Raw genomic sequence first — 23,733 nt, 5'->3', positions numbered from 1 at the left:
CGCGAATCCCTTAACTAGAGTGGATGAGTCTTGTTCGGCCGATCAGGCTCGTAACCGGTTGTGTAGGTCGGCTGCCTGTTGCGCCACCTTGGCTCCTTGTTGAGCGTGTGATTGGTGATCTTCCGCAAATTGCGGATCAGCACGCCGTAAGGCTTGATGAGAACCGATGAGATGCGGGCGCCGGGCGGTTCGTCCATGAAGGGCATGAACTTGTCGGGAAAGCCCGGCATGGTGCAGCCGATGCAGATGCCGCCGACATTCGGACAGCCGCCGAGACCCGCGATCCAACCGCGCTTGGGCACGTTGCATTGAACAACCGGGCCCCAGCAGCCGATCTTCACCAGGCACTTCCGAGAGCCATATTCTTGCGCGAAATCGGCCTCTTCGTAATAAGCGGCGCGGTCGCATCCCTCATGAACTGTCGGACCAAACAGCCAGCGCGGGCGGCCGTGTCTGTCGACAGGTATCATCGGCGCGAGACCGGCGAGCTGGCGCAGCAGATAGAGGAACGTCTCCATGAAATTGTCCGGCTGCACAGGACAGCCCGGTACATTGACGATCGGCAGACCGGCTTTTGATTTCCACTCGGCGCCCAGATAGTCCTGAAGGCCCATGCAGCCGGTGGGATTGCCCTTCATCGCATGGACGCCGCCATAGGTGGCGCAAGTTCCGGCGCCGATTACGGCGAGCGCCTTTGGCGCCAAACGGTCGATCCATTCGGTGGTTCTGATTGGCTGGCCGGTCGCGGCGTCCGTCCCGATCGCCGCCCAATAGCCGTCGCCGCTCAGCTTCTCGTTCGGGATGGATCCCTCGACCACAAGCACGAAGTTTTCGAGTTCGCCCCGCGCGCCTTGATGGAAGGCCTTCATGAAGTCATCGCCCACTTCGTAGGAGAGCACTGCATTGTGCAAGCGCACCTTCGGCAGGCCGGGGATCGCTCCGAGAATGACGTCTTCTATGCTTGGTTCGCTGGCGGCGGTGATTGAGACCGAGTCGCCGTCGCAACTGAGTCCCGCCGTCAACCAGAGCACATCAAGCTCTTCGATTGTGGATGGAGGCCGGTCTTTTCCTTTTGGCACGGGATCGGGATCTGGAGCCATCGGTCAATCCTTTCACCAAAAGACGTGGCGACGGAAAGCTTCTACCAGGGCCACCTGTTCAGCTATTGCTGGCGATCGGCCGCGACGCGCCCCTGCCGATGCGCAGCGGCGGCGTACAGGCCTGTCACGGCGCAAAGGAAACTCTGGAACTTGAGAAATGTTCCTAGGAAGGAGCAAAATGCGCAGCTCTTGCGCGCAACAGCGCGGGAGCGATTTGACGCGCCGGGTCGATCCGCGCAACGCCCTGCGAGGCGTTCGCGTCTTGTCGAGAATCTCGCAGCCTTCAGATTTCTCTCATGACTTGAGCGTATGAGATTAGCGCGAACAGCACGGTTCCGCCGATGATGTTGCCGACCAGGACGGGCATGATGAAATTGCCAACCAGCGCCCCCGTCGTAAGTTCGCCCGTTAATACAAGAAGAAAGGCCTCGACGCCTCCCGCGACGATATGGGTGAAGCCGCCCACCGCGATGAGATAGGTCAACAGGCTGATCATATGAAATCGGGCCGTGTCGGCATTGGGTACGAGCCAGACCATCGCCGCGATCAGGAAGCCGGAAGGAATACCCCGGAAAAACATCTCGCCTGGGCTGTTCGTCAGCATCTGGCGGCTGATCTCGAAGGCGCCGTCGCGCAGTTCCGCCGAAAGCGCGGGCGTGAACGCAAAGAACAGAGCGGCGACGAAAGCGCCGAGCATATTCGCGGCGAAGACGACGCTCCATAGTCGAATGACGCGACCGAGATTCAGCGCGGTGAAGCTCTTGAACAGCGGCAACACGGCTGTGATCGTATTCTCGGTGAAGAGCTGCTGGCGCGAGAGAACGACCAGCAAAAAGCCGGCTGGGTAGCCGGCCGCGACGACTAAAGGAGTCCAACTCTTCTCAGGAAGATGCGTTTGAAGCACCGCCTGCGCGAGCAGCGAGAAGCTTATCGAAAGACCTGCCGCCACGCCGGACCACCAGAGCGACACTGCCGGGCGCGCAAGTTCTTCTTCGCCCATGCGACGCACCACCTCGTAAATGACGGGCGTGCGCGGCTGCGCTCTCTCCTCGATATCGATAATCTCACGCTTCGTGATGCCCTTTACGTCGCCCGAATCTGCCGGCGCGCGCGGAGCGGCTTGGCCCGGAGGCACAGGCGCCTCTTGGGAGGTCTGCAGGTGCTGTTCGGGCAGCGGCACGTGTCGACCTTTCAGCGACCTCGCCAAATTTTTCTTCCACCATGGCAGGCGCAGTGTTGAACTGTGCAGCCGCAATCGCAGTTCCCGGCCGAACAAATTTGACGGCGAGAGCGCGACTGGAGCGGCTCTTCACGCACGCTTCAGTCGCGCACTGGCGCTGCTCGCGCGGGCTTGGCCTTCAGCTCGAGCCTATTTTGCTTTTGCGATGCTGATGAGATCGAAGTGGCGGTTAACGCCGGCGTGCACGAGATTGCCGTTGAAGCGCGTCGAGCTTGTCGCGCCATAGGCGTGAAGGCCGGTCGATTGGGCCGCGTAAGCGAACCCTTCAGCGGCCCCGAGATCGTAGCGAAGATAGTCGATCTTAACGCTCCAATCGGGCGTAAACATCCATTCGACGCCGCCGCCCGCCGTCCAGCCGATCAAGCTGTCCTGATAGACGGGATTGACGAGCGTCTGAATCGCGCCGCCAATTCTTCGAGTGAAGATCGCGGCGTTGGAAACGACGCCGCCATAGGCCATGCCGCCCGCGCCATAGAGGGCGAGCGTCGGGGTGACGAGATAGCCCAATCGACCGCGGATCGTGCCGAGATAGTTGAGGGTCGCGGTGCGTTGCGCATAGGTGGCGAAGCTGTCGCCGCCCGCGGCGGTCAACGCGGCCCGCCATTTCGTGTCAGTATTGCCGGAAACGCCGTGAAGATCCGCCTCGGCGCCGACGAGGATGCTGTCGGCGAACTTCCAATTGGCGCCGATCTGGAATCCGCCGAGGAAGCCGGCGAGATGGTTTGTCTGATCGATCGGCGTCGCGCTGACCGCGACTGCTGGGCTAGCGATTGCGCCGCCGAAAGGCCAGGGATTCACAATCGACCGCGGGCTCGACCAAGCGCCGCCGCCATTGAGGCCGACGTAGACATCGCGCCAGCTTGGCGGCGGCGCAGGCGGCGGGGGCGGCCCGTCAGGCGAAACGAGCGCGAGAAAATCCGCGCCCGGCGGCTTGGCGATCGGATTGCCGTCGCCAAAGGCGTTGGCCGAGACTTCGAGATAAAAGAAGTCGGTCGGCCGCGCCGTCAGGCCATTCGTCGTCGTGGTCTGTCCGGGAAAAGATTGCGGCAAGAACGGCTGCAACGCGACCGGCGGCGCAAAGCTCGAGGTAAACGAACCCGGCCAGAACCTTGCGTAGCTCGCCGTCAGATTGATGAACTGATTCAGTTTGTAGCGAATACGCAGATCATATTCCGTGCCGATGAACGTGCCTCTGTTGCCGAGCGGCGCAAGGAGATTGGCCCGGTCCCAAGCCGCCGCCGCGCTCGCCAGCCAATAGGCGCTGAAGGCCGTATCGATCCGGAGATCCTTGAACGGCGAAAATTCGATGCGCGCCTTGGGCGCCTTGATGTTATTCCAGGCGATATAATCGTTGCGCGAGAAGGGCTGATTGAAGCCGTAGAAAATGTCGAAGGTCTGATTGACGCTGTCGAACGGACTCTTGTTGCCCGAGCCATAGGCGTAGTTGGCGCTGATCCGCGGTTTCCACGGATGATCTGAAAATGTGTAGCCCGCCTCGAATGCATAAGCGATGGCGTCGTGCTGCACCGTCGTCTGCACGGCGTTTTGGACATTCCTCAACTGGCGGAATTCGCCGGTTTCGCCAAACTGCTTGTTGATGTCGAAGTCGTAATCAAAGTCGTTGATCACGCCATAGACGCGCAGGCCGGGCGCATAAGTGTCGCGATGAAACTTCAGCGCGTTCGAGACATTGAGCGGATCCCCATATTGCTTGCGGCCTAAAAAATAAGGCTGGATCGTCGCATATTCCGACCAGCGCCGGATGCTGAACACGCTGCCGTAGATCCAGTTCTGCCAATCAGGTCGGTCGAACTGATATGGATAACGAATAACCGGCCGCATCAGGAAACTGTCGATGTCCCAATCATTATCCTTCTTGCCGATTTTGATCCGGAAGCCGTCAAAGTTGTTGGTCGTGTTGCGGAACTCATTCTCGGCGATCAATCGTCTGTCGAGCAACTCGAGGTGAAAGCGCCCCGCGCGAAGGGTTAGCGGCCGATCATTGCCGAGATCGTCCTTGCCGAAGGCGTCCTTGAAAAAGAGTTCGCCATAGCCCGAAATAAGCTCCGTCTGATTGATCTCCTGGCCCTGATATTCATAGATGCTGTTGTAGGCGCGCGAGTCCTGAAATTCGAGAACGAATCGAAAGGGATCGAGGATGTTCTGCACGCCCAGATAGGCCCGCGTGCGCGACAGCCAAAGCGAATTGGGAAAATACTTGCGCTGCGACGTCGGCGGATTGGTCGTCGTGTTCGTCCACGGCCGATAGTCGTCCTTGCGATATTCAAAACGCACGCGCGAATCGAGACCGACGTTCAGCCAGTCGATGCCTTCGAATTCCTTGTAGGTCTTCGCCAGATTGCGCACATAGGGCGGAATGTCGGGCTGCGGCTCCAAACGATAGCCGCGCGTCGGCACGTAATAGCTCTTCTTTGCCAGCGGGGCCGCTGGCGCTCCGGGACCAGCAGCGACACCCGCGCCATTGGCCTTCGTCTTCACCGAGGCTTTTTCCGGCGCGGCTGTTTTTGCGCCGCTATCCGACTGACCCCCTTTTCCCAAAACCTCCTGAGTGGGCGCTTTGTCTTCGGCGCCCGCGATTTCGGGAACGCTAAAGGCGGCGCCGACAACGGCGCCAAACGCGGCTAACCTCAACTTCTTTCTGTTTTTGCTAATCGACATCGACTTTTGTCCCGTATCGCTTAACCCAGCTCCGGTTGACGCGCTTTGAGCGACGGGCCGATATGTAAATGCTATACATATCGGTATGCCGTCACGGTTGAGCTGTTAAGCTCATGTTTTAGTCAACTCGATTTTTCGACTTGCGCTGTTGCGAAATAGCCACAGTAAACGCCGCAACTGCAGCCCGCGCCTTAATTTTCGCTTCGACATTCCAGCTCTCTCTCGTCCGCCGAGGCGCCCCTCCGCGAACATTTTCCGTCCAAGCCGCAAGAGGCAGTAAACCGAAAGCGTATCTGTTTGTCTATCGATTTAGTAGACAAATAAATATATCGAGCGAAAGCGTTGCAGTAATGTCACAGTTTGTCGGATTGTACGCCGCCATGGCGATCAAACCAGACCGCCGCCCTATTTCTGTAAGGCGAAGAAGAGGCGCGGATACCGCAGAAGCACTCTGCCGTCCGGTTGCCGCGGATAGGCCTGTGCGAGCCTCCCTCTGTACCGCGCAAGAAATTCGACGCGCTCATTTGAATCGAGCAAGTCGAGGAAGGGACGAAGGCCCGATCCTTCGAACCACTCGACCACGCCGTCAGGGCCGTCGAGCGGGTGGACATAGACCGTCTGCCAAATGTTGATCGTGCTGCAGAGCGGCGCGAGTAGATTGTAATATTCCTCGAGCGGACCGAGCACCATGATCGACTTGGCGACTGGAAGCAGACGCGGCGCCCAGGGGCCATCCGCCGCGACCATACGCATCGCCGCGTGCGAAAGCTCATGCGTATTGTTCGGCATCTGGACCGCAAGACGTCCGCCGGGCCGCAAATAACTCAAGAGCCTGGTCATCAACCCGCGATGATCGGGAAGGAAATGCAGCGCCGCATTGGCGAAGATGAGATCGGCCGGCTCGGAAGGCCGCCAATGCGCGATATCCTCTTTGATAAACGTCGCCGTCGGCGTGCACGCGCGAGCGACCGCTAGCATATTGTCGGATTTGTCGATTCCGATGATGTCAGCGCCGGGAAAGCTCATCGCGAGTAGCCGGGTGCTGTTTCCAGGTCCGCATCCAAGGTCAAAAACCCGTCGGGTCTCGCAATAAGGCACGTGCGCGAGCAGGTCGCGGGCGGCGCGCGTGCGCTCCGCTTCGAATTTCAGATAGAGCGCCGAATTCCAGTCGTTGGCGGCGTTCTTCTCATCAATCGCGTCAGCAGGCGCCGCGCTCAAATGCCGTCTCCGGCGTTGACATAGTCGCCGTTCTCGTCCGCCGGAAAGATGCGGGCTTTCGCCAGCGAGAGCGGAACGCGGCCGCCGAGCGAAGCCGAACGGTCGAGCGGCGAGTCGATCTCAAGCGTTTGATCATAGCCGTCGATGGCGATCGTGGCGCGAACGCCGGCTGGCGTGCGCCGCAGGCTCTCGACGCGTCCTTCAAGATCGCCGTTCCCTTCAGCCGCGACGGCGATGTCCGCCGGGCGGAAGAAGACTCTCGCCGGTCCGCTGCGCAAGCCGTGGGTGTCGATGTGCAATTCGCGGCCGCCGAACGTCACGTGGCCGTCGGAGATGGTGACGGGCAACGCGACCGCTTCGCCAACGAAGGAGATGACGAACGGCGAAGCCGGGCGGTCGTAAAGTTCTTCAGGCGTACCAATCTGTTCGATGCGGCCTTCGTTGAGCACGACGACGCGATCCGCAAGCTCCATCGCTTCATCCTGATCATGCGTGACGAAGACCGTCGTCAATCCCGTCTGCTTATGAATGTCGCGCAGCCAGCGGCGCAAATCCTTGCGCACGCGCGCATCAAGCGCGCCAAAAGGTTCATCGAGCAGCAGCACGCGCGGCTCGATGGCGAGCGCGCGCGCGAGCGCGACGCGCTGTCGCTGGCCGCCGGAAAGCTGCGCCGGATAGCGGCCGCCAAGTCCGTCGAGCTGCACGAACTGCAGAAGCTCCGTGGCGCGCGCCTTGATCGCCGCCCGCGAGGGACGCGTGCGTCTGGGACGAACTCTCAGACCGTAGGCGATATTGTCGGCGACGGTCATATGTTTGAAGAGCGCATAGTTCTGAAAAACCATGCCCACATGGCGGTCCTGCACGCGAAGATTGGTCGCGTTCTCGCCGTCGAACAGAACGCGCCCGCGATCGGGAGAATTCAGGCCCGCGATCACACGCAGCAGCGTCGTCTTGCCCGAGCCCGAAGGGCCGAGCAGCGCGACGAGTTCTCCAGGCTGAATCTCGAGGCTGACGTCGCGCAAGGCCGGAAAGGCGCCGAAATCCTGCTCGACTCCCTCAATGCGAATAGACGCGCCGCGCTTACTCGCTTCAGTGGCGGCGAGCGCGTCCGGAGAGCGCGTCGGCATGACGCCATTCGAGGAACGTCTTGAGCCCGAGTGTGACAAGCGCCAAGCCTGCAAGAAGAACCGCGAGCGCGAAAGCGGCGACATTATTGTACTCATTGTAGAGTATCTCCACCTGAAGCGGAATTGTATTGGTCAAGCCGCGTATGTGACCCGATACGACCGAAACGGCGCCGAACTCGCCCATGGCGCGGGCGTTACAGAGCAGCAAGCCATACAGCAGGCCCCATTTGATGTTGGGCAGCGTCACGGTCAGAAAAGTCTTGAAGCCGGAGGCCCCGAGCGTGAGCGCCGCTTCTTCCTCAATCTTGCCCTGCTCCTCCATCAACGGAATGAGTTCGCGCGCAACGAAAGGAAAGGTGACGAAGATCGTCGCCAGCACGATGCCGGGCACGGCAAAAATGATCTGCACGCCATGGGCCGCGAGCCACGGGCCAAAGAGGCCCTGGCCGCCGAACACCAGCACATAGACGAGGCCGGCGACGACCGGCGATACCGAGAACGGCAGATCAATCAGCGTGATGAGAACGCTCTTGCCGGGAAAGGAAAATTTGGCGATCGACCAGGACGCTGCGAGTCCGAACACAAGATTGGCCGGCACGGCGATCGCCGCGACAAGAAGCGTCAGACGGATCGCGGCGCGCGCGTCTGGATCATCGAACGCCATAAGAAAGGGTCCGATCCCTTTGCTGAAGGCTTCGACGAAGACGATGGCAAGCGGCGCCAAAAGAAAGATGGCGAGAAACAGCACCGCGGTCGCAATAAGCGCGTAGCGCGCAAACGACGAGTCATGCGTGACCGGCCGGAATTTGACGCCGCGATCGCGGCCGCTGGACGTGACCGCGATCTCAGACATGGCCGAATCTCCTGCGGCTCCAAGCCTGGACCAGATTGATGAGAAGCAGCGCGGCGAAGGAAATCGCCAGCATGATGGTCGCGATCCCGGTCGCGCCGGGGACATCATATTGTTCAAGCTTCACGACGATGAGCAGCGGCGCGATCTCGGAGACGTAAGCGATATTGCCGGCGATGAAGATCACCGACCCATATTCGCCAATGGATCTGGCGAAGGCGAGCGCGAAGCCGGTGAGCAACGCCGGCGCCAGGGGCGGAAGCATCACACGGATGACGGTTTGCAGCCTGCCCGCGCCGAGCGTGGCGGAAGCCTCTTCCAGCTCCACTTCAAGTTCCGAAATAATCGGCTGCACGGTGCGCACGACGAACGGCAGTCCGATGAAGATGAGCGCGACCAGAATGCCCCAGCGGGTGTAAGCGACCTTGATGTCGTAGTCGGCGAGCGGCGCGCCAAACCAGCCATTCGGCGAATACAGCGCCGCAAGCGAAATGCCGGCGACCGCCGTCGGCAGCGCGAAGGGCAGATCGACGAATGCGTCGAGCAGTCGACGGCCGGGAAAATCGTATCTTGTGAGCACCCAGGCGACGATGAGGCCAAAGAACAGATCGACGACCGCGGCGGCGAAGGAGATGAAGAACGTCGTGCGCAGCGACGCGGCGACGCGCGGCTCCGAGGCGATCGCGTAGAGCCCGGAAAATCCCAGTCCCGATGACTGCCAGATGAGCGTGGCGAGCGGAAAGAGGACGATCACGCCAAGATAGATCAGCGTATAGCCGAAGGTCAGGCCGAAGCCAGGAATGACGCCCGGCGCCGTGAAGCGTCGGGCGTTTTTGCCGACAAGGACTGGGGAGGTCACCTTGTCAGCTCTTGTTTCTGGATGTCGTCGAAAATGCCGCCGTCGGCGAAATGTTTCTTTTGCGCGGCCGCCCAGCCGCCGAAACTTTTATCCACGGTGATGAAATCGATCTTGGCGAATTTCTTTACGTCGTCCTTCGCCGCATATTCCGGATGAACGGGACGATAGAAATTGCGCGCAATGATCGCCTGCGCCGGCGGCGAATAGAGGAAGTCGAGATAGGCTTCCGCGAGCTGCCTGTTGCCTTTGGCGTCGGCGTTGGCGTCAACGACGGCGACCGGCGGCTCCGCCAGAATGGACTGCGGCGGCGTCACGATCTCGAACTTGTCAGCGCCAAATTCCTTCAGCGCAAGAAAGGCTTCGTTCTCCCATGCAAGGAGCACGTCGCCGATGCCGCGCTGGGCGAAGGTGATCGTCGAGCCTCGCGCGCCCGTGTCCATGACCGGGGCGTTCTTGTAGATCGCCTTGACGAAATCTTTCGTCTTGGCTTCGTCGCCGCCGAATTTCTTCAGCCCATAGCCCCAGGCCGCAAGATAATTCCAACGCGCGCCGCCCGACGTCTTGGGGTTGGGCGTGATCACCGCGACGCCGGGCTTGGCCAGATCGTCCCAATCCTTGACGGCTTTCGGATTGCCCTTGCGGACGAGAAACACGATCGTCGACGTATAGGGCGACGAGTTATTCGGTCGGCGCTTTTGCCAATCGACCGGAATTTTGCCGCTCTTGCTGGCGATCGCGTCAATGTCGGCGGCGAGCGCCAGCGTCACGACATCGGCGTTCAGCCCCTCGATCACGGCGCGCGCTTGCGCGCCCGAGCCGCCATGCGACGCCAGAAGTTCGATCGTTTCGCCGGTCCGGGCTTTCCAGTCCGCCGCGAACGCGGGATTAATCGCCTTATAGAGTTCGCGCGTCGGGTCATAGGAGACGTTCAGGAACGTCTGGCCCGCTTGAGAATGCGCGCTCGCCAACATCGTGAGCGCAACCACGACCCCTATAATTCCCAGACCCAGACTCTTCTGCAAATTCTCGCTCATGGTGACGCCTCTCCAATAGTCTATAAAAACGGTAGCATGAGTAGATTGATGGCACAAGGCGAAAAAAGGCCCGCGTCAAGCAGGCCTGTTTGGCGTCAACGAAGTTTGGAGTTGGACGGCCGCGAAAGGAAAGCCTACCAGCGCAGCACTGCGCCGCCCCAGGTCATTCCCGCGCCGATCGCCATCATCGCGATGACGTCGCCCTTTTTCAGCCTTCCGGCGCGATTCGCCTCATCGAGCGTGATCGGCATCGAGGCGCTCGACGTATTGCCGTAGCGGTCGATGTTGATCCAGCATTTCTCGAAGGGGACGCCCAGATTCTGCATCGCGGACTCGATGATGCGCTTATTCGCCTGGTGGGCGATGACGTGATTGATGTCGGCTGCGGTCAGACCGGCGGCTTCAAGCGTGTCGCCGACCACTTCAGGCAACAGCCGCGTCGCCACCTTATAGACCTCGCGCCCGCGCATCTTGATTTTGCCGGCCTTTTCTTCAAGCATTTCCGCGGAAGGCGGGCGGCGGCTGCCGCCGCCATAGATGCCGAGAATGCCCGTCATCGAACCGTCGGTGCGCAGGCTCGCGGCGAGCAGGCCACGCCCTTCCTCTTCGCTGGCGCCAAGCAAAATCGCGCCGGCGGCGTCGCCAAACAGCACGCAGGTCTCGCGGTTAGTCCAATCGACGAAGCGGCTGAGGGTCTCGGCCCCGATCACCAGCGCGCGCTTGACCTTGCCGCTTCTGATGAACTGGTCGGCGATCGAGAGACCGTAGAGCGAACCGGCGCAGGCGGCGCCGACGTCAAAAGCGAAGGCGTTCTTCGCGCCGAGCTGCGCCTGAACAAAAGATGCGCAGGACGGCGTCGGCGCATCGCCTGTAACGGTGCACACGATGATCATGTCGACGTCGTCGGGCTTTACGCCGGCGAATTGCAGCGCCTCGCGCCCGGCGGCCGCGGCCAGATCCGACGTGGCCTCATGATCCGCGGCGACTCGGCGCTCTTTGATGCCGGTGCGGCTGACGATCCACTCATTGTTCGTCCTGACGATCTTCTCGAGGTCGACGTTGGAGATGACGCGCTGCGGCGCATAAGACCCGGTTCCGAGAACTATGGAATTCGTCAAGACGTGGCGCTTCCTTGAGACGGCGTGGCTGAAGCTCGTAGCGAGGCGCTATTCATTAAGAGCGGCTCAGGCCGAGCGCAAATTTTTCTTTTCGAGCTCCGGCAAGGGCCCTCATCGTCGCTGACTTATTGGCTTTTTTGCGCCAGCGCCGAAATTCGCCTTGAACGGGGCCCTCAACGCTTTCTTAAAGCGCGCACAATTACACCAATTCGGGGGGCCGTCGGAGTTGCGTTTATGGTTCACGCCATCATCTTTGCCGCCGTCGCGCTCTTCGCTCTCATTGGCGCGCTGACGGCGTAACGCTGAGCCCGCGATTGCAAAGACGCCCCGCCCGTGGCAAGGGGCGCCATGCAGGAACAACAGAGGCCGTTCAGCGCCGCCCCGCGCGTCTCCTTCGTCTCGCTCGGCTGTCCGAAGGCCCTCGTCGATAGCGAACGGATCGTCACGCGGCTGCGCGCGGAAGGTTACGAGCTGTCGCGCAGCCACGCCGGGGCTGACGTCGTCATCGTCAACACCTGCGGCTTTCTCGACAGCGCCAAGGCGGAGTCGCTCGAAGCGATCGGCGCCGCGCTGAACGAAAACGGCAAGGTGATCGTCACCGGCTGCATGGGCGCGGAGCCCGAGGCCATTACGGCGCGCTTCCCGCAAGTGCTGGCGATCACCGGCCCGCAGCAATATGAGAGCGTGGTCGAAGCAGTGCATCGCGCCGCCGCGCCGGCGCATGACCCCTTCGTCGATCTTCTTCCCGAACAGGGCGTGAAGCTCACGCCGCGCCATTACGCCTATCTGAAAATCTCGGAAGGCTGCGACAACAGCTGCGCCTTCTGCATCATCCCGCATCTGCGCGGGCCGCTTGTCTCGCGGCCGGCCGCCGACGTGCTGCGCGAAGCGGAAAAGCTGGCGCGCGCGGGCGTCAAGGAGCTGCTCGTCATCTCGCAGGACACGAGCGCCTATGGCCGCGACATTCGCTACGCCGAAAGCAAATTCGGCGACCGCAGCGTGCGCGCGCGCTTTCTCGATCTCGCGCGGGAGCTTGGCGATCTCGGCCTATGGGTGCGCCTGCACTACGTCTATCCCTATCCGCATGTCGACGAGGTGATGCCATTGATGGCGGAGGGGAAAATCCTTCCCTATCTCGACATTCCCTTTCAGCATGCCGCGCCGAACGTGCTGAAGGCCATGAAGCGTCCCGCCAATGATGAAAAGACCCTGGCGCGCATTCGAGCCTGGCGCGACGCGTGTCCCGACCTCGCGCTGCGGTCGACCTTCATCGTCGGCTTCCCCGGCGAGACCGACGCGGATTTCGACTATCTTCTCGATTGGCTGGAGGAGGCCGAGATCGACCGCGCCGGCGCCTTCAAATATGAGCCTGTCTCCGGCGCCCCGGCCGAGGCGCTTGGCCTGCCCGCCGTGCCCGACGAGGTGAAGGAGACGCGCTGGAAGCGCTTCATGGCGAAGCAGCAGGCGATCAGCGCGCGGCTGATGAAGCGCAAGGTCGGCAAGCGCCTTTCAATCATCATCGACGAGCCCGGCGGCGGCCCTTCAGGCGCGCTCGCCAAGGGCCGCACCAAGGCCGACGCGCCGCAGATCGACGGCGCGGCCTTCGTCGCATCGCGGCGCCCGTTGCGCGCGGGCGACATCGTCACGGCGAAAATCGAGCGCGCCGAGGCCTATGACGTCTATGGCGCGGCGACCTAAAGCAGCCCTATATTGGGGCCAAGCGCAGAATATCGGGAGAGAAGCCCATGACCGAAGAACCCCAAGACGCGGGCAAGCCGCAGGAAACACCGCCGCCCAGGCCCGAAGAGCCGCCGGCGCAGCCGCAGCTGCCGAAGTTCGTAATTCCGCGCAGCCTTTACATCGCCACGGCGCTGATCCTTATCGGCTCATTCGCGATCACGCTTTTTGTGCGTAATCCCTATACGCAGTCCGTGACCGAAGGCGGCGGCTTTTACGAGCACGGCACGGACAATTCGGCGCTGATGTGGGTCGCGATCTTCGTCGGCATTCCTCTGAGCTTCTGGGCCTATAAGCGCTGGATATTGCCGCTCTTCGAGCGAAAGTAGCGGCAGCGCTTCCGCCGAAGGCGAAGCTGGCGCGGCCGAAATCGCGCCTTCGAGAGACCGGAGCGCGTCAGGAACGCGTTCCTGCGCGCAATTCGGTCGACGAACGCTCGAGTCTTGGCCCGTGCAGGTAGACGATCGCCGGCGGGGGCGTCACGGCGAGCATACCGGCCTCGCGCTCGGGAATCCTCGCGCTCTTGAAATAGACCGCCGCCTTTGCGTTGGCGGCTTTCAGCGTCGCGCCCGGCCGGTCGATGACGGCGATGGGCGTCGTCCGCGCAATGTCCTGCCATCGTCGCCAGCGATGAAACTGCAGCAGATTGTCCGCGCCCATGATCCAGACGAAGCGCACGCCGGGGCAATGGAGGCGAAGATAATCGAGCGTGTCGCAGGTGAAGCGCGCGCCGATCTCAGCCTCGAAGCCGGTGAAGGCGACGCGCGGATCATGCAGGATTTTTTTCGCCGCGGCGATCCGTGCTTCGATCGACGGCAATTCGCTCGCGTCTTTCAGCGGATTGCCGGGCGAGACGATCCACCACAGCCGATCGAGTTTTAGCCGCGTCAGCGCGAGGCGCGAAACGAGCGCATGGCCGTCATGCGGCGGATCGAAGGAGCCGCCGAAAAGGCCGATGCGCATGCCGAGCGCATGCGGCGGGAGGCGCGGGATCATTCCCTCTCCCGCAAGCGGGAGAAGCGGCGCTTCAAGGGCTCGCGCGACGCGCCACCCAAGAGACCACTCACCCTCGCACCTGGCCGTCGCCGTAGACGCGATATTTGAACGAGGTCAGCTGCTCGACGCCGACGGGTCCGCGCGCATGCATGCGGCCGGTGGCGATGCCGATCTCGGCGCCGAAGCCGAATTCGCCGCCGTCGGCGAATTGCGTCGAGGCGTTGTGCAGCACGATCGCCGAGTCGACTTCGTTCATAAAGCGCTGCGCCGCTGCTTCGTCGCGGGTGATGATGCAATCAGTGTGATGCGAGCCATAGGTCTCGATATGTTCGATCGCGCCCGCTAACCCGTCGACGACCCGCGCCGCGATGATCGCGTCGAGATATTCGGCGCGCCAGTCGTCTTCCGCCGCGGGCTTGACCCGCGCGTCTGCGGCTTGCGCCGCCGCGTCGCCGCGCACTTCGCAGCCTGAATCGATCAGCATGGAGACGAGCGGCTGCAAATGGGTCGCGGCGCAGGCCTTGTCGACCAGCAGCGTCTCCGCCGCGCCGCAGATGCCGGTGCGGCGCATCTTGGCGTTGAGCAGCACGCGCTTCGCCATGTCGAGATCGGCGTCCTTATGGACGAAGACATGCACGATGCCTTCGAGATGCGCGAAGACCGGGACGCGCGCCTCATGCTGCACGCGGGCGACGAGACTCTTGCCGCCGCGCGGCACGATCACGTCGATATTGCCGTCGAGGCCCGCCAGCATCGCGCCCACAGCGGCGCGATCCGCCGTCGCGACAAGCGAGATCGCCGCTTCGGGAAGCCCGGCCGCCTTCAGCCCCGCGACGAGGCAGGCGTGAATGGCGGCCGACGAGCGCAGACTCTCGGAGCCGCCGCGCAGGATCGCGGCGTTGCCTGCCTTCAGACACAGAGCGCCGGCGTCGGCGGTGACATTCGGCCGGCTTTCATAAATCACACCGATGACGCCGAGCGGCGTCGAGACGCGCTCGATCTTCAGGCCGTTCGGGCGATCGAAACGCGCTAGAACGCGGCCGACAGGGTCCGGCAGATCGGCGATCTCCTCCAGTCCACGGGCGATCGCCTCGACGCGGGCGGGATCGAGCGTCAGCCGATCGAGGAAAGACGCCGCCGTTCCGCGCGCCTCGGCGTCAGCGACGTCGAGCGCATTGGCGGCGAGTATGGCGTTGCTCTGGCGACGAATTTCGCCGGCCGCCACACGCAGCGCCTTGTTCTTGGCGTCGGTCGAGGCGAGCGCCGCCGCCCGCGCCGCTGCACGCGCGGCGCGCCCGAGCGCGACAAATGAGTCGCTCAGCGTCGCGTCTGCGCCGCCCGCCTGGGGCTCGCCGCGTAATGCCTGCATCATAGCTTTCTCACAAGATATTCAGGAGTTTCGCTAACATGGCGACCCCGGCAAGAAAAGCCGCCCGCAAGAAAAGCCGCACTTGCGAGGGCTGCCACGATATGAAAAAAAAGCCGCATGTCCGCGCTTCAAGAGAATCCTTTCACTGGGCCCCTTGCGGCCGAATATGACGTGCTGCGGCTGATGTGTCCAAACGCCGCGACGCTCGCCAAGAAGATCGGCGAGCGGGTCGCCGAGTGGCGTTCCGAGGCAGGGCCTATCGACGGCTTCGAGATCGGCTGCGGAACCGGGATCAGCACGCTGGCGGCGCTCTCGGCGCGGGGCGACCTCAAGCTCACCGCGATCGACAGCGCCGGCGAAATGCTGGATCAGGCGCGGACCAATCTCGCCGATTACGCCCTGGCGGGCCGCGTCAAATTTATCGACGCCGATGCGCTGACGGCGCTCCGCGCATTGCCCGATGCGGGCATGGATGTCGTCATTTCGAATTACGCGGTGCATAACTTTCCTGACGGCTACCGTAAGTCCGTGGTTTGCGAGATTTTCCGTGTCCTGAAGCCGGGCGGAATTTTCGTCAACGGCGACCGCTACGCGATGGACGATCCGGCAGCGCATCTTGCCGATACGCAAGCCGTGGTGCGGGATTGGTTCAAGATTTTCACGAAGATGAACCGACTCGATCTGCTCGAAGACTGGATCGTGCACCTGCTGAGCGACGAATCGCCCCAGCACATCATGTATTTCGAGCCCGCTCTGGAGCAGTTGCGCGCCGCGGGCTTCGCGCCGGTCGCCGTCGAATTCCGCGACGGCGTCGACACGCTGGTGACGGCGACGAAGCCGGGCGCGTGACTCCGAGCAATCATGGCTCGTCATTCCCGGCGGACTGAAGGTCCGACCGGGAATCAAGAGCAACCCCCAAGAACGCTGGTCTTGCGCTGGATTTCCGATCGCGCTTCGCGCGTCGGGAATGGCACAGGAGCCTCCGCGGCCCGTTCCCACCCTAGCCGTCAATGCGCTATAGCGCGCCATGGACCTCGCGCTTCTCGCTCTCTTCGCCTCGCTCGTCACCGCCATCTGCCAGTCGGTCACCGATCTCGGCACCAAGGCGGCGACGCGAACGGCGGACGATCGCGCGATCCTCGCCGCGCAATGGGTCGCCGGCGCGCTGCTGCTGATCGTGGCTTGCTTCGTCCTCTATCCGGGGCTTCTCGTCGCGCCGCGCGAGACTCTCGCGTCGCTGACCAGGCCCGGATTCTGGACGCTGCTCGTCTGGTCGGGCGCGCTCAACGTCGTCGCCTATGTGCTGTACATCCGCGCCTTCAGATTGTCCGACGCGTCGCTGGTGGCGCCGCTCGTGTTGCTCACGCCCGTGCTGATGCTGTTCACCTCGCCGATCATGACCGGCGAGCACGCCCCGCCGATGGGGATCTTCGGCGTGCTGTTCACCGTGCTCGGCGTCGGCCTGCTCGACGCCGATCGGGCGAACGGGCGCCGCTTCAACTTCCATGTCTTTGCGCGCGACAAGGGCGCGCGGATGATGATCGGCACCGCGGTGATCTGGAGCGTCACCGCCAATATCGACAAGCTCGGCGTCAGGGCGTCGACGCCGCTGATCTGGATCGCGGCGGTGACGATCGTCATTTCGCTGTGCGCCCTGCTCTACTGGCTTGCCGGGCGCCGGCCCGCGCCAAGCCTGTCTGCGCTGCGCTACGCGATCGGCGCGGGTTCGGCGATGGCCTTTGGCAACACACTGCAGATGTGGGCGCTCACCGTGCTGTTCACCCCTTACGTCATCGCCATCAAGCGGCTGTCGGCGCTCTTTACCGTGCTCGCGAGCGGACGCGTGCTGAAGGAGGAGTCGAGCGGCAGATTGCTCGGCGCGGCGGTGATGCTGCTTGGCGCAGTGATGATCGCGCTGGCGCGGGAGTGAGCCGTCAGTAATGGTAGCGGCACTGAGCAATCAGCAAGGCGCCGTCTTCGACGCGATAAACGAGGCGATGCTCGCGATCGATGCGGCGCGACCACCAGCCGCGTAAATCGCCACGTAAGGGTTCCGGCTTGCCAAGGCCCTCAAAGGGCGTACGGGCGCATTCTTTGATGAGCGTATTGATGCGTTCGAGCGTCTTTTTATCTTGGCCCTGCCAATAGAGATAATCGGCCCAAGCCTGTTCGGAGAAGACGAGCTTCATTCAACGAGCTTGCGCTCATTTCCACGCCCCGCGTCGAGCTCCTGGATGGCGGCGCGCAAGCGCTCTGCATTGCGCGGACTCTGCAGCAGATAGCTCGTCTCTTCATAGGAGGCGAAGTCTTCGAGCGAGATCAGCACGGCAGCCGGCTTGCCTTTGTCGCGGGTGATGACGACCGGCTCATGGTCTTCCGTGACGCGATCGAGCGTGGCGGCGAGATTCTTGCGGAGATCGCTGTAAGAGGTTGTGCGCATGGCTTAGTATGTACGCAATTGCGTACGCGTGCAAGAATGTCATGATAGCCGGGCTTGTCCCGGCCATCATTCCGAGACGTTGCGCCAGGACACGTCATGCTCGCGTATGCGCGGGCATGACGCGCCGGAGCTTCGGGGAACCCCCTACTCCTCCATTTTCAGCGCCGCGATGAACGCCTCCTGCGGAATCTCCACGCGGCCGAACTGGCGCATCTTCTTCTTGCCTTCCTTCTGCTTCTCCAGGAGCTTGCGCTTGCGGGTCACGTCGCCGCCATAGCATTTCGCGGTGACGTCCTTGCGGAAGGCGCGCACCGTTTCGCGGGCGATTATCTTGCCGCCGATCGCCGCCTGAATCGGCACCTGGAACATATGCGGCGGGATGAGCTCCTTGAGTTTCTCGCACATCTGCCGGCCGCGTCCGTCGGCGCGGGTGCGATGCACCAGCATGGAGAGCGCGTCGACCGGCTCGCTGTTGACGAGAATGCTCATCTTGACGAGATCGCCGGCGCGATAATCGGTGATCTGATAGTCGAAAGACGCGTAGCCCTTCGAGATCGATTTCAGCCGGTCATAGAAATCGAACACCACCTCGTTGAGCGGCAGGTCATAGACCGCCATGGCGCGCTTACCGACATAGTTGAGATCGACCTGCACCCCGCGCCGGTCCTGACAGAGTTTCAGCACCGAGCCGAGATAGTCGTCGGGCGTCAAAATCGTCGCCCGGATCCAAGGCTCCTTGATCTCCTCGATCTTCACCACATCCGGCATGTCGGCGGGATTGTGCAGCTCGATCTCGTCGCCATTCGTCAGCGTGATTTTGTAGATGACCGACGGCGCCGTCGCGATGAGATCGAGATCGAATTCCCGCTGCAGCCGCTCCTGAATGATTTCGAGATGGAGCAGCCCGAGAAAGCCGCAGCGGAACCCGAAGCCGAGCGCGGCGGACGTCTCCATCTCATAGGAGAAGCTCGCGTCATTGAGACGCAGCTTGCCGATCGCCGCGCGCAAATCCTCGAAATCGGCGGCGTCCACCGGAAAGAGGCCGCAGAACACCACGGGCTGCGCCGGCTTGAAACCCGGCAGCGCCTCGGCGGTCGGCTTCTTGTCGTCGGTGATCGTGTCGCCGACGCGCGTATCGGCGACCTGCTTGATCTGCGCGGTGATGAAGCCGACCTCGCCGGGTCCGAGCGCGGCGACATCCTGCATCTTGGGACGAAAGACGCCGATCTTATCCACTTCGTAATGGGCGTCGGCCGCCATCATCTTGATCTTCTGGCCCTTCTTCAGGGTTCCATCGAAGATTCGCACCAGCACGACGACGCCGAGATAGGCGTCGTACCAGCTGTCGACGAGCAGCGCCTTCAAAGGGGCCGTCTCGTCGCCATTTGGCGGCGGCAGGCGCGTGACGATCGCCTCGAGCACGTCGGGAATGCCGATGCCGGTCTTGGCCGAAATGAGCACCGCGCCCGAGGCGTCGAGCCCGATGACCTCCTCGATCTGCTCCTTGATCCGATCGGGCTCGGCGGCCGGCAGATCGATCTTATTCAGGACGGGAACGATCTCATGGCCGGCGTCGATGGCCTGATAGACATTGGCGAGCGTCTGCGCTTCGACGCCCTGGGAGGCGTCGACGACCAGCAGCGAGCCTTCGCAGGCCTTCAATGAGCGGGACACCTCATAGGCGAAATCGACATGCCCGGGCGTGTCCATCAGATTGAGGACGTAATCCTTGCCGTCCTTGGCCTTGTAGTTGAGGCGCACCGTCTGCGCCTTGATGGTGATCCCGCGCTCGCGCTCGATATCCATCGAGTCGAGCACCTGCTCGACCATATCGCGGGCGGCGAGCGTCCCTGTCTCCTGAATCAGCCTGTCGGCCAGGGTCGATTTGCCGTGGTCGATATGCGCGACAATCGAGAAATTGCGGATGTTTTCGATCTTATGGGCGGTCATGTGCGGGGGATAGCAGCGCCCGCCGAGGAATGAAAGGGCGCGTCAGCCCGCGCCCAGCGCCATTTCGAACGCAGGGCGCGCCAGGGAGCGCGCCCGAGCCTGCTTAAAGGCTATTTCTTCTCCATCCGCGCCTCGAGCTCCGCCTTGCCCTTGTTGAAAAGCTCGATGGCCTTGGGCACGGCCCAGCGGATGAAGGCGTCCGTCGCCTTCACGGCCATGCAGCCGACCTGGGTCACGAGCGAGACCGTCTTGTCGAACCAGGGCAAAGCCGGGCTGTCGGCAGGGAACTTGCCCCTTACCCAGGCGACGCCATCCCTGGTCTTTTCCGAGACGAAGCTCCACAGCACCACGGCGGGGTCGGACGACGGCGCGGTGGCGATCGCGTGGCGCAGCCGCGCGACCTCCGCCGCAGCCTCTTCGGCGCGGCGATTGGCGGCGTCCAGCTGCCGCGAGGTCTCAAGCGCTTTCGTCGCCGCCCCGGCGTTCTCCGCGGCGAGGCGGTCGCGCTCCGCGGTCATGGCCGCCAGGCTGTCGCGAACATCGTCGCGCTCCTTGGCGTAGGCGTTCGCCTTCGCGACGATCTCGGACTTCTCGAAAATCTGCCGGTCGCGCTCCATGCGCGTCGCCTTGAGCTGCTCCTGCAGATTGGTCAGTTCGGAGCGGGAAACCGTATCTTCGGGTTGCGATGAAGTTTCTTCGGACATGGCCGCCTCCTTTAGGGAGAGGATGGCTCGCGATGTGCGAACGGGTCGCGCGAGCAAAAACGGAATGGCCTCGGTGGCGGTTCGGCCTCAAAATCGCGCGCCAAGCGCGAACATGTTTAGTGTCAAAAATCTGATTCTGCAAAACCGGCGCAGCAGCGCGGCTATTGCACACTCAACCATCGTGGATTGGCCGTTATTGCGCGCGACCGGCGGCGGACTGCACGCGCTGCGCCGCCGAGAGGCAGTCGCGCGGCGCCGCCAGACATTTATCGCGCGCGGCGCCGGCAATCGCGTCGCCGCCGGCGCGAATCAGCGCGGAGGCTTTGTCGACAGCGTCCTGTACGAGGCCAGCCGCGTGCTGCGGCGCTGAAGCGCGGACCGCTGCGCTTTTCGGCGCAACTGGCGCGCGATCGGCGCGCCATTGCAGAGCGACGCAGACGAGGAGAATGCAAATCGCGCATTTGACGAGAAAAACCAACGCTCATCTCCATCAGGGAAAGGCGATTTTCTTTGTAAGTGATGTCGCCGCCGGGTTGAGCCTTCGTAAACGCGCCATCGATTCTTTGCCTGAGAGTTACGGCAATAAAATGCAAACCATGTCGATGCGTCGCCGAGCGACGGGTGAAGCTTTCGCATCGGCTTAGCGGCTGCTTAAGGACGCCCTGCTATCGCTATGGCCGATAGGGAGCGTACGCCTTTGAGTAGCATCGCCGACGACAGCCACGACCGGTCTTGCGTGGACGCCGCATTGCATGAGCGGGTCGCCGGACGACCGGTGGAAGCGGCGCGTCATCGGGCGTTCATCATTGCTCGGCTCGTCGTCGCCGCCTGCGTCCTGCTCTCGGCGCCGCTGTTCCTCCTCTTCCATGGCGCGCCGACGACAAGCGACTGCGTCCTTTTCCTGCTTGCGCAGATCCCGCTCGCCTCCGTGATCGTGTTGTCGCGCACCGGAGATTTGCGCATCGCGCGGAGCCTCTCGATCGGCGGCTGGCTCGCGATGGCGACGGCCATCCACGCGCTGACGCCGGGCGACGACGCCTTTTCAGTCGCGCTGCTGCTCGTTGCGCTCATAGAGGCCGCCCTGACGCCCGACGTCGGCGCGGTCATCGTGATCGAAGTGGTCGCCATCGCCGCCCTTGCGCTGACCGCCGGTCTCAATCTGCGGGGCCCGCGCGAACTGCTGACGGAACATGCGACGACGACCATGCTTCTCGGCGCGCCGCTGTTTTTCTATGTCGCCGCTCTCGTCTTCGGCGCCGTCCGGATCGAGCAGGCGCGCGCCCGCGCCGAAGCGCGCAGCGACCGCGACCTCATGCTCCTGACGGGCGCCGTTGGCGACATCCTGCTGCACCTCGATCGCGCCGGCGTCGTCAACGCGGTGCTGGGCGATGGGCGCCACGTCTTTGATCTCAACCGCGATCTGATCGGCCGCGAATTCTTCCAGCGCGTTCACGTCGCCGACCGGCCGAGCTTTCTCAAGGCGGTCTCCGACGCCGTCGACGGCGAGGCGGCGACGACCGCAGCCGTTCGCGTTCAGGTCGGCGTCGCGAGCAATGCCGCCAGTGAATTCGTCGCGCCCGTTTTCAACGCCTTCGAGGCGCGCGTGCGCCGCGCTCGATCAAACGGCGAGGAAGGCGCGACGGAGGCCGTCCTCTGCGCCCTGCGAGACGTAAACGCCACGCTCGAAGCCGATATTGCGCTTGCGGCGGCTCACGCGGCGGCCGAGCGCGCCGCAACCAGCAACGTGCGCCTGCTCGCCAATGTCAGCCACGAGCTGCGCACGCCGCTCAACGCCATCATCGGCTTCTCCCAAATGTTGGCGACCGACGAGATTGCGCCTTCCGAACCCGCCAAACAGCGGGAATATGCGTCGATCATCAGCGACTCCGGCCACCATCTGCTCGAGATCGTCAACTCCATCCTGGACATGTCCAAGATCGAATCCGGCGCCATGCAACTAGCCGCTGAGTCCTTCGCTCTGCGGGCGCTCGCCGATCAGTGCTGCGACATGATGCAGCTGATGGCCGAACAGTCGGGCGTGACGCTCGCGCGCGAATATGACGAAGCCCCTGGCGAGATCGTCGCCGACAAACGCGGCTGCAGGCAGATCCTGATCAACCTGCTCTCAAACGCAGTGAAATTCACGCCGCGCGGCGGCACGGTCAGGCTGTTGCTTCAGGCAGAAGGAAATCACGTCGTCGTCGCAGTCGCCGACGATGGGGCTGGCATCGACGCAGTCGATCTAGCGCGGCTCGGCGATCCCTTCTTTCAGGCGCGCGCCTCGCTTGAACGCGGACATGAGGGGACGGGCCTCGGACTTTCCGTGGTGCGCGGACTCGTGGGTCTGCACGGGGGCTCGATCGCCATCGAAAGCGGACCGCAGGCCGGCACGACGGTTTCCGTGCGCCTGCCGCTCGACTGCCGTGACAGCGGCGCTACCGGCGCTCCGGCAAGAATCGCAACGATCGCGCGACTTGGCGCGCCGCCAAGCGCGGCCGTCGGCGTCGGCGTCGATCCAGCAACGGTGAAGAAAATTGCGTGACGCTTCGCTCTACGCCTCTCGCTTTCAGGCTTCCCCCGCCGATCGCGCCCCGCCGCGCGAGGGACGGCGCAATGGTCGTCGCTCAGTCCTTGCGCGCGTGTTCGGCGCGAAGCGGATCGGCGTCATGCTTATCCTCGGCATCGCCGCCGTGGCCGCGATCGGCGTGCCCATGAACGCGCTGTTCCTCCAGGACGGACGACATCCGGCGCCGCTCTTCTCGTCTCAGCATTCCAACGCGGTCCCGGGCGCGCCGACGCCGCCCGTGCGACGACCGGTCGTGACTGAATCCGCACGAATCGAGCGAGACGCGACTGTCGCCGCGCACGCCACGCCGAAAGACCCCATCGCCAACAAGATCGAAAAGCTTGACGTCGCCAAAAGCCCCGATTGGGGCAAGAGCGCGCCGGCGAAAGCGGAGCCGCCGCACGCCGTCGACAAGAAGCGGGACGCGATCGGCCTGCTGATCGTCGGCGATCCGCCGCCTGTGAAGGCGAGCGCCGACAAACCCAACAAGGCCGACAAAGCCGACAAGGCGGACAAGGCGCCCACCGCCGACAAGACTGCGCCTGTCGACAAAAACGTTCTTTATGCGCAGCGCGCGCTCCTGAAGCTCGGCTATGTGGTGCGCTCCGACGGCGTTCTCAGCGCCGCGACGCGCCACGCCTTGGAGAAGTTCGAGGGCGACGCCGGCCTTCCGGTCAAAGGCCGGATCACGCCGAAATTGCTGCAGCAGCTCGCGGCGCGCTCCCGCCTCCCGCTCCCTTGAGTCG

At 63.0% G+C, this 23,733-nt stretch carries 23 protein-coding genes; 8 read left to right on the top strand and 15 right to left on the bottom strand.

What is annotated here, in order from left to right:
- Positions 1-14: 14 nt before the first annotated feature.
- The 9 genes from BN69_RS17020 to BN69_RS16980 form a co-directional block, all read right to left on the bottom strand.
- Entirely contained in the window at positions 15-1,100 is a 1,086-nt protein-coding gene (locus BN69_RS17020; RefSeq protein ID WP_051013355.1) for an NADH-quinone oxidoreductase subunit B family protein, read from the bottom strand.
- A 283-nt stretch (positions 1,101-1,383) separates the two neighbouring features.
- Positions 1,384-2,280 (bottom strand): formate/nitrite transporter family protein, encoded by an 897-nt coding sequence (locus tag BN69_RS17015; RefSeq protein ID WP_198408143.1) that lies wholly within the window; start codon positions 2,278-2,280, stop codon positions 1,384-1,386.
- 189 nt (positions 2,281-2,469) lie between these two features.
- On the bottom strand, positions 2,470-5,019 hold the full coding sequence (locus tag BN69_RS17010) for an alginate export family protein (RefSeq protein ID WP_014892889.1): 2,550 nt from the start codon (positions 5,017-5,019) through the stop codon (positions 2,470-2,472).
- Positions 5,020-5,424: 405 nt separating this feature from the next.
- The gene (tam, locus tag BN69_RS17005) at positions 5,425-6,237 is read right to left on the bottom strand and encodes a trans-aconitate 2-methyltransferase (RefSeq protein WP_014892888.1); all 813 of its coding nucleotides are present in this window, start codon (positions 6,235-6,237) and stop codon (positions 5,425-5,427) included.
- Positions 6,234-7,364, bottom strand: coding sequence for a sulfate/molybdate ABC transporter ATP-binding protein (locus BN69_RS17000; protein WP_051013353.1), 1,131 nt, complete (start codon positions 7,362-7,364; stop codon positions 6,234-6,236). Before BN69_RS17000 ends, tam begins: the two co-directional genes overlap by 4 nt.
- A complete protein-coding gene (gene cysW, locus BN69_RS16995) occupies positions 7,327-8,217 on the bottom strand; it encodes a sulfate ABC transporter permease subunit CysW (protein WP_014892886.1) in 891 nt (296 codons plus the stop codon). Before cysW ends, BN69_RS17000 begins: the two co-directional genes overlap by 38 nt.
- Positions 8,210-9,073 (bottom strand): sulfate ABC transporter permease subunit CysT, encoded by an 864-nt coding sequence (gene cysT / locus BN69_RS16990; protein WP_014892885.1) that lies wholly within the window; start codon positions 9,071-9,073, stop codon positions 8,210-8,212. The genes cysW and cysT overlap by 8 nt, the downstream gene beginning before the upstream one ends.
- Positions 9,070-10,107, bottom strand: coding sequence for a sulfate ABC transporter substrate-binding protein (locus tag BN69_RS16985; RefSeq protein WP_014892884.1), 1,038 nt, complete (start codon positions 10,105-10,107; stop codon positions 9,070-9,072). The genes cysT and BN69_RS16985 overlap by 4 nt, the downstream gene beginning before the upstream one ends.
- A 134-nt stretch (positions 10,108-10,241) precedes the next feature.
- On the bottom strand, positions 10,242-11,225 hold the full coding sequence (locus BN69_RS16980) for a beta-ketoacyl-ACP synthase III (RefSeq protein ID WP_014892883.1): 984 nt from the start codon (positions 11,223-11,225) through the stop codon (positions 10,242-10,244).
- Between the two features lie 348 nt (positions 11,226-11,573).
- On the opposite strand from BN69_RS16980, the gene rimO reads away from it, so the two are divergent.
- A complete protein-coding gene (rimO, locus tag BN69_RS16975) occupies positions 11,574-12,923 on the top strand; it encodes a 30S ribosomal protein S12 methylthiotransferase RimO (RefSeq protein WP_014892881.1) in 1,350 nt (449 codons plus the stop codon).
- A gap of 47 nt (positions 12,924-12,970) precedes the next feature.
- On the top strand, positions 12,971-13,291 hold the full coding sequence (locus tag BN69_RS16970) for a hypothetical protein (RefSeq protein ID WP_014892880.1): 321 nt from the start codon (positions 12,971-12,973) through the stop codon (positions 13,289-13,291).
- Positions 13,292-13,358: 67 nt separating this feature from the next.
- Here the strand turns inward: BN69_RS16970 and BN69_RS16965 are convergent, their stop codons facing one another.
- Together BN69_RS16965 and BN69_RS16960 are read right to left on the bottom strand one after the other, a co-directional pair.
- The gene (locus BN69_RS16965; protein WP_014892879.1) at positions 13,359-13,958 is read right to left on the bottom strand and encodes a nicotinate-nucleotide adenylyltransferase; all 600 of its coding nucleotides are present in this window, start codon (positions 13,956-13,958) and stop codon (positions 13,359-13,361) included.
- A gap of 67 nt (positions 13,959-14,025) precedes the next feature.
- Complete coding sequence (locus BN69_RS16960; protein ID WP_014892878.1) at positions 14,026-15,327, bottom strand: glutamate-5-semialdehyde dehydrogenase; 1,302 nt, start codon at positions 15,325-15,327, stop codon at positions 14,026-14,028.
- Between the two features lie 117 nt (positions 15,328-15,444).
- Between BN69_RS16960 and BN69_RS16955 the strand changes: the two genes are divergently transcribed.
- Together BN69_RS16955 and BN69_RS16950 are read left to right on the top strand one after the other, a co-directional pair.
- A complete protein-coding gene (locus BN69_RS16955; protein ID WP_014892877.1) occupies positions 15,445-16,176 on the top strand; it encodes a class I SAM-dependent methyltransferase in 732 nt (243 codons plus the stop codon).
- Positions 16,177-16,354: 178 nt separating this feature from the next.
- Positions 16,355-17,257 (top strand): DMT family transporter, encoded by a 903-nt coding sequence (locus BN69_RS16950; protein ID WP_014892876.1) that lies wholly within the window; start codon positions 16,355-16,357, stop codon positions 17,255-17,257.
- 4 nt (positions 17,258-17,261) lie between these two features.
- Here the strand turns inward: BN69_RS16950 and BN69_RS16945 are convergent, their stop codons facing one another.
- The 4 genes from BN69_RS16945 to BN69_RS16930 all read right to left on the bottom strand — a co-directional run bounded on the left by BN69_RS16945 (position 17,262) and on the right by BN69_RS16930 (position 20,421).
- On the bottom strand, positions 17,262-17,516 hold the full coding sequence (locus tag BN69_RS16945) for a Txe/YoeB family addiction module toxin (RefSeq protein ID WP_014892875.1): 255 nt from the start codon (positions 17,514-17,516) through the stop codon (positions 17,262-17,264).
- Positions 17,513-17,767 carry a type II toxin-antitoxin system Phd/YefM family antitoxin gene (locus tag BN69_RS16940; protein ID WP_014892874.1) on the bottom strand — a complete coding sequence of 85 codons (255 nt, stop codon included), beginning with the start codon at positions 17,765-17,767 and terminating at the stop codon, positions 17,513-17,515. The genes BN69_RS16945 and BN69_RS16940 overlap by 4 nt, the downstream gene beginning before the upstream one ends.
- A gap of 144 nt (positions 17,768-17,911) precedes the next feature.
- The gene (lepA, locus tag BN69_RS16935) at positions 17,912-19,717 is read right to left on the bottom strand and encodes a translation elongation factor 4 (RefSeq protein WP_014892873.1); all 1,806 of its coding nucleotides are present in this window, start codon (positions 19,715-19,717) and stop codon (positions 17,912-17,914) included.
- A gap of 110 nt (positions 19,718-19,827) precedes the next feature.
- Positions 19,828-20,421, bottom strand: a complete 594-nt coding sequence (locus BN69_RS16930) for a hypothetical protein (protein ID WP_014892872.1) — start codon at positions 20,419-20,421, stop codon at positions 19,828-19,830.
- A gap of 64 nt (positions 20,422-20,485) precedes the next feature.
- Here BN69_RS16930 and BN69_RS19520 point away from each other — a divergent pair, with 64 nt between their 5' ends.
- From BN69_RS19520 to BN69_RS16915, 4 genes are all read left to right on the top strand, one after another.
- Positions 20,486-20,791, top strand: a complete 306-nt coding sequence (locus BN69_RS19520) for a hypothetical protein (RefSeq protein ID WP_158491328.1) — start codon at positions 20,486-20,488, stop codon at positions 20,789-20,791.
- A 76-nt stretch (positions 20,792-20,867) separates the two neighbouring features.
- Entirely contained in the window at positions 20,868-21,065 is a 198-nt protein-coding gene (locus tag BN69_RS19515) for a hypothetical protein (RefSeq protein ID WP_158491327.1), read from the top strand.
- Positions 21,066-21,118: 53 nt separating this feature from the next.
- The gene (locus BN69_RS16920) at positions 21,119-22,963 is read left to right on the top strand and encodes a sensor histidine kinase (protein ID WP_244434986.1); all 1,845 of its coding nucleotides are present in this window, start codon (positions 21,119-21,121) and stop codon (positions 22,961-22,963) included.
- The gene (locus BN69_RS16915; protein ID WP_014892869.1) at positions 22,956-23,729 is read left to right on the top strand and encodes a peptidoglycan-binding domain-containing protein; all 774 of its coding nucleotides are present in this window, start codon (positions 22,956-22,958) and stop codon (positions 23,727-23,729) included. The genes BN69_RS16920 and BN69_RS16915 overlap by 8 nt, the downstream gene beginning before the upstream one ends.
- The last annotated feature ends 4 nt before the right edge of the window (positions 23,730-23,733 follow it).

The organism is Methylocystis sp. SC2 (genome assembly GCF_000304315.1).
Taxonomy (GTDB): domain Bacteria; phylum Pseudomonadota; class Alphaproteobacteria; order Rhizobiales; family Beijerinckiaceae; genus Methylocystis.
The sequence above is the reverse complement of the archived record's forward strand: the minus strand, read 5'-3'. Positions and strand labels throughout refer to the sequence as shown.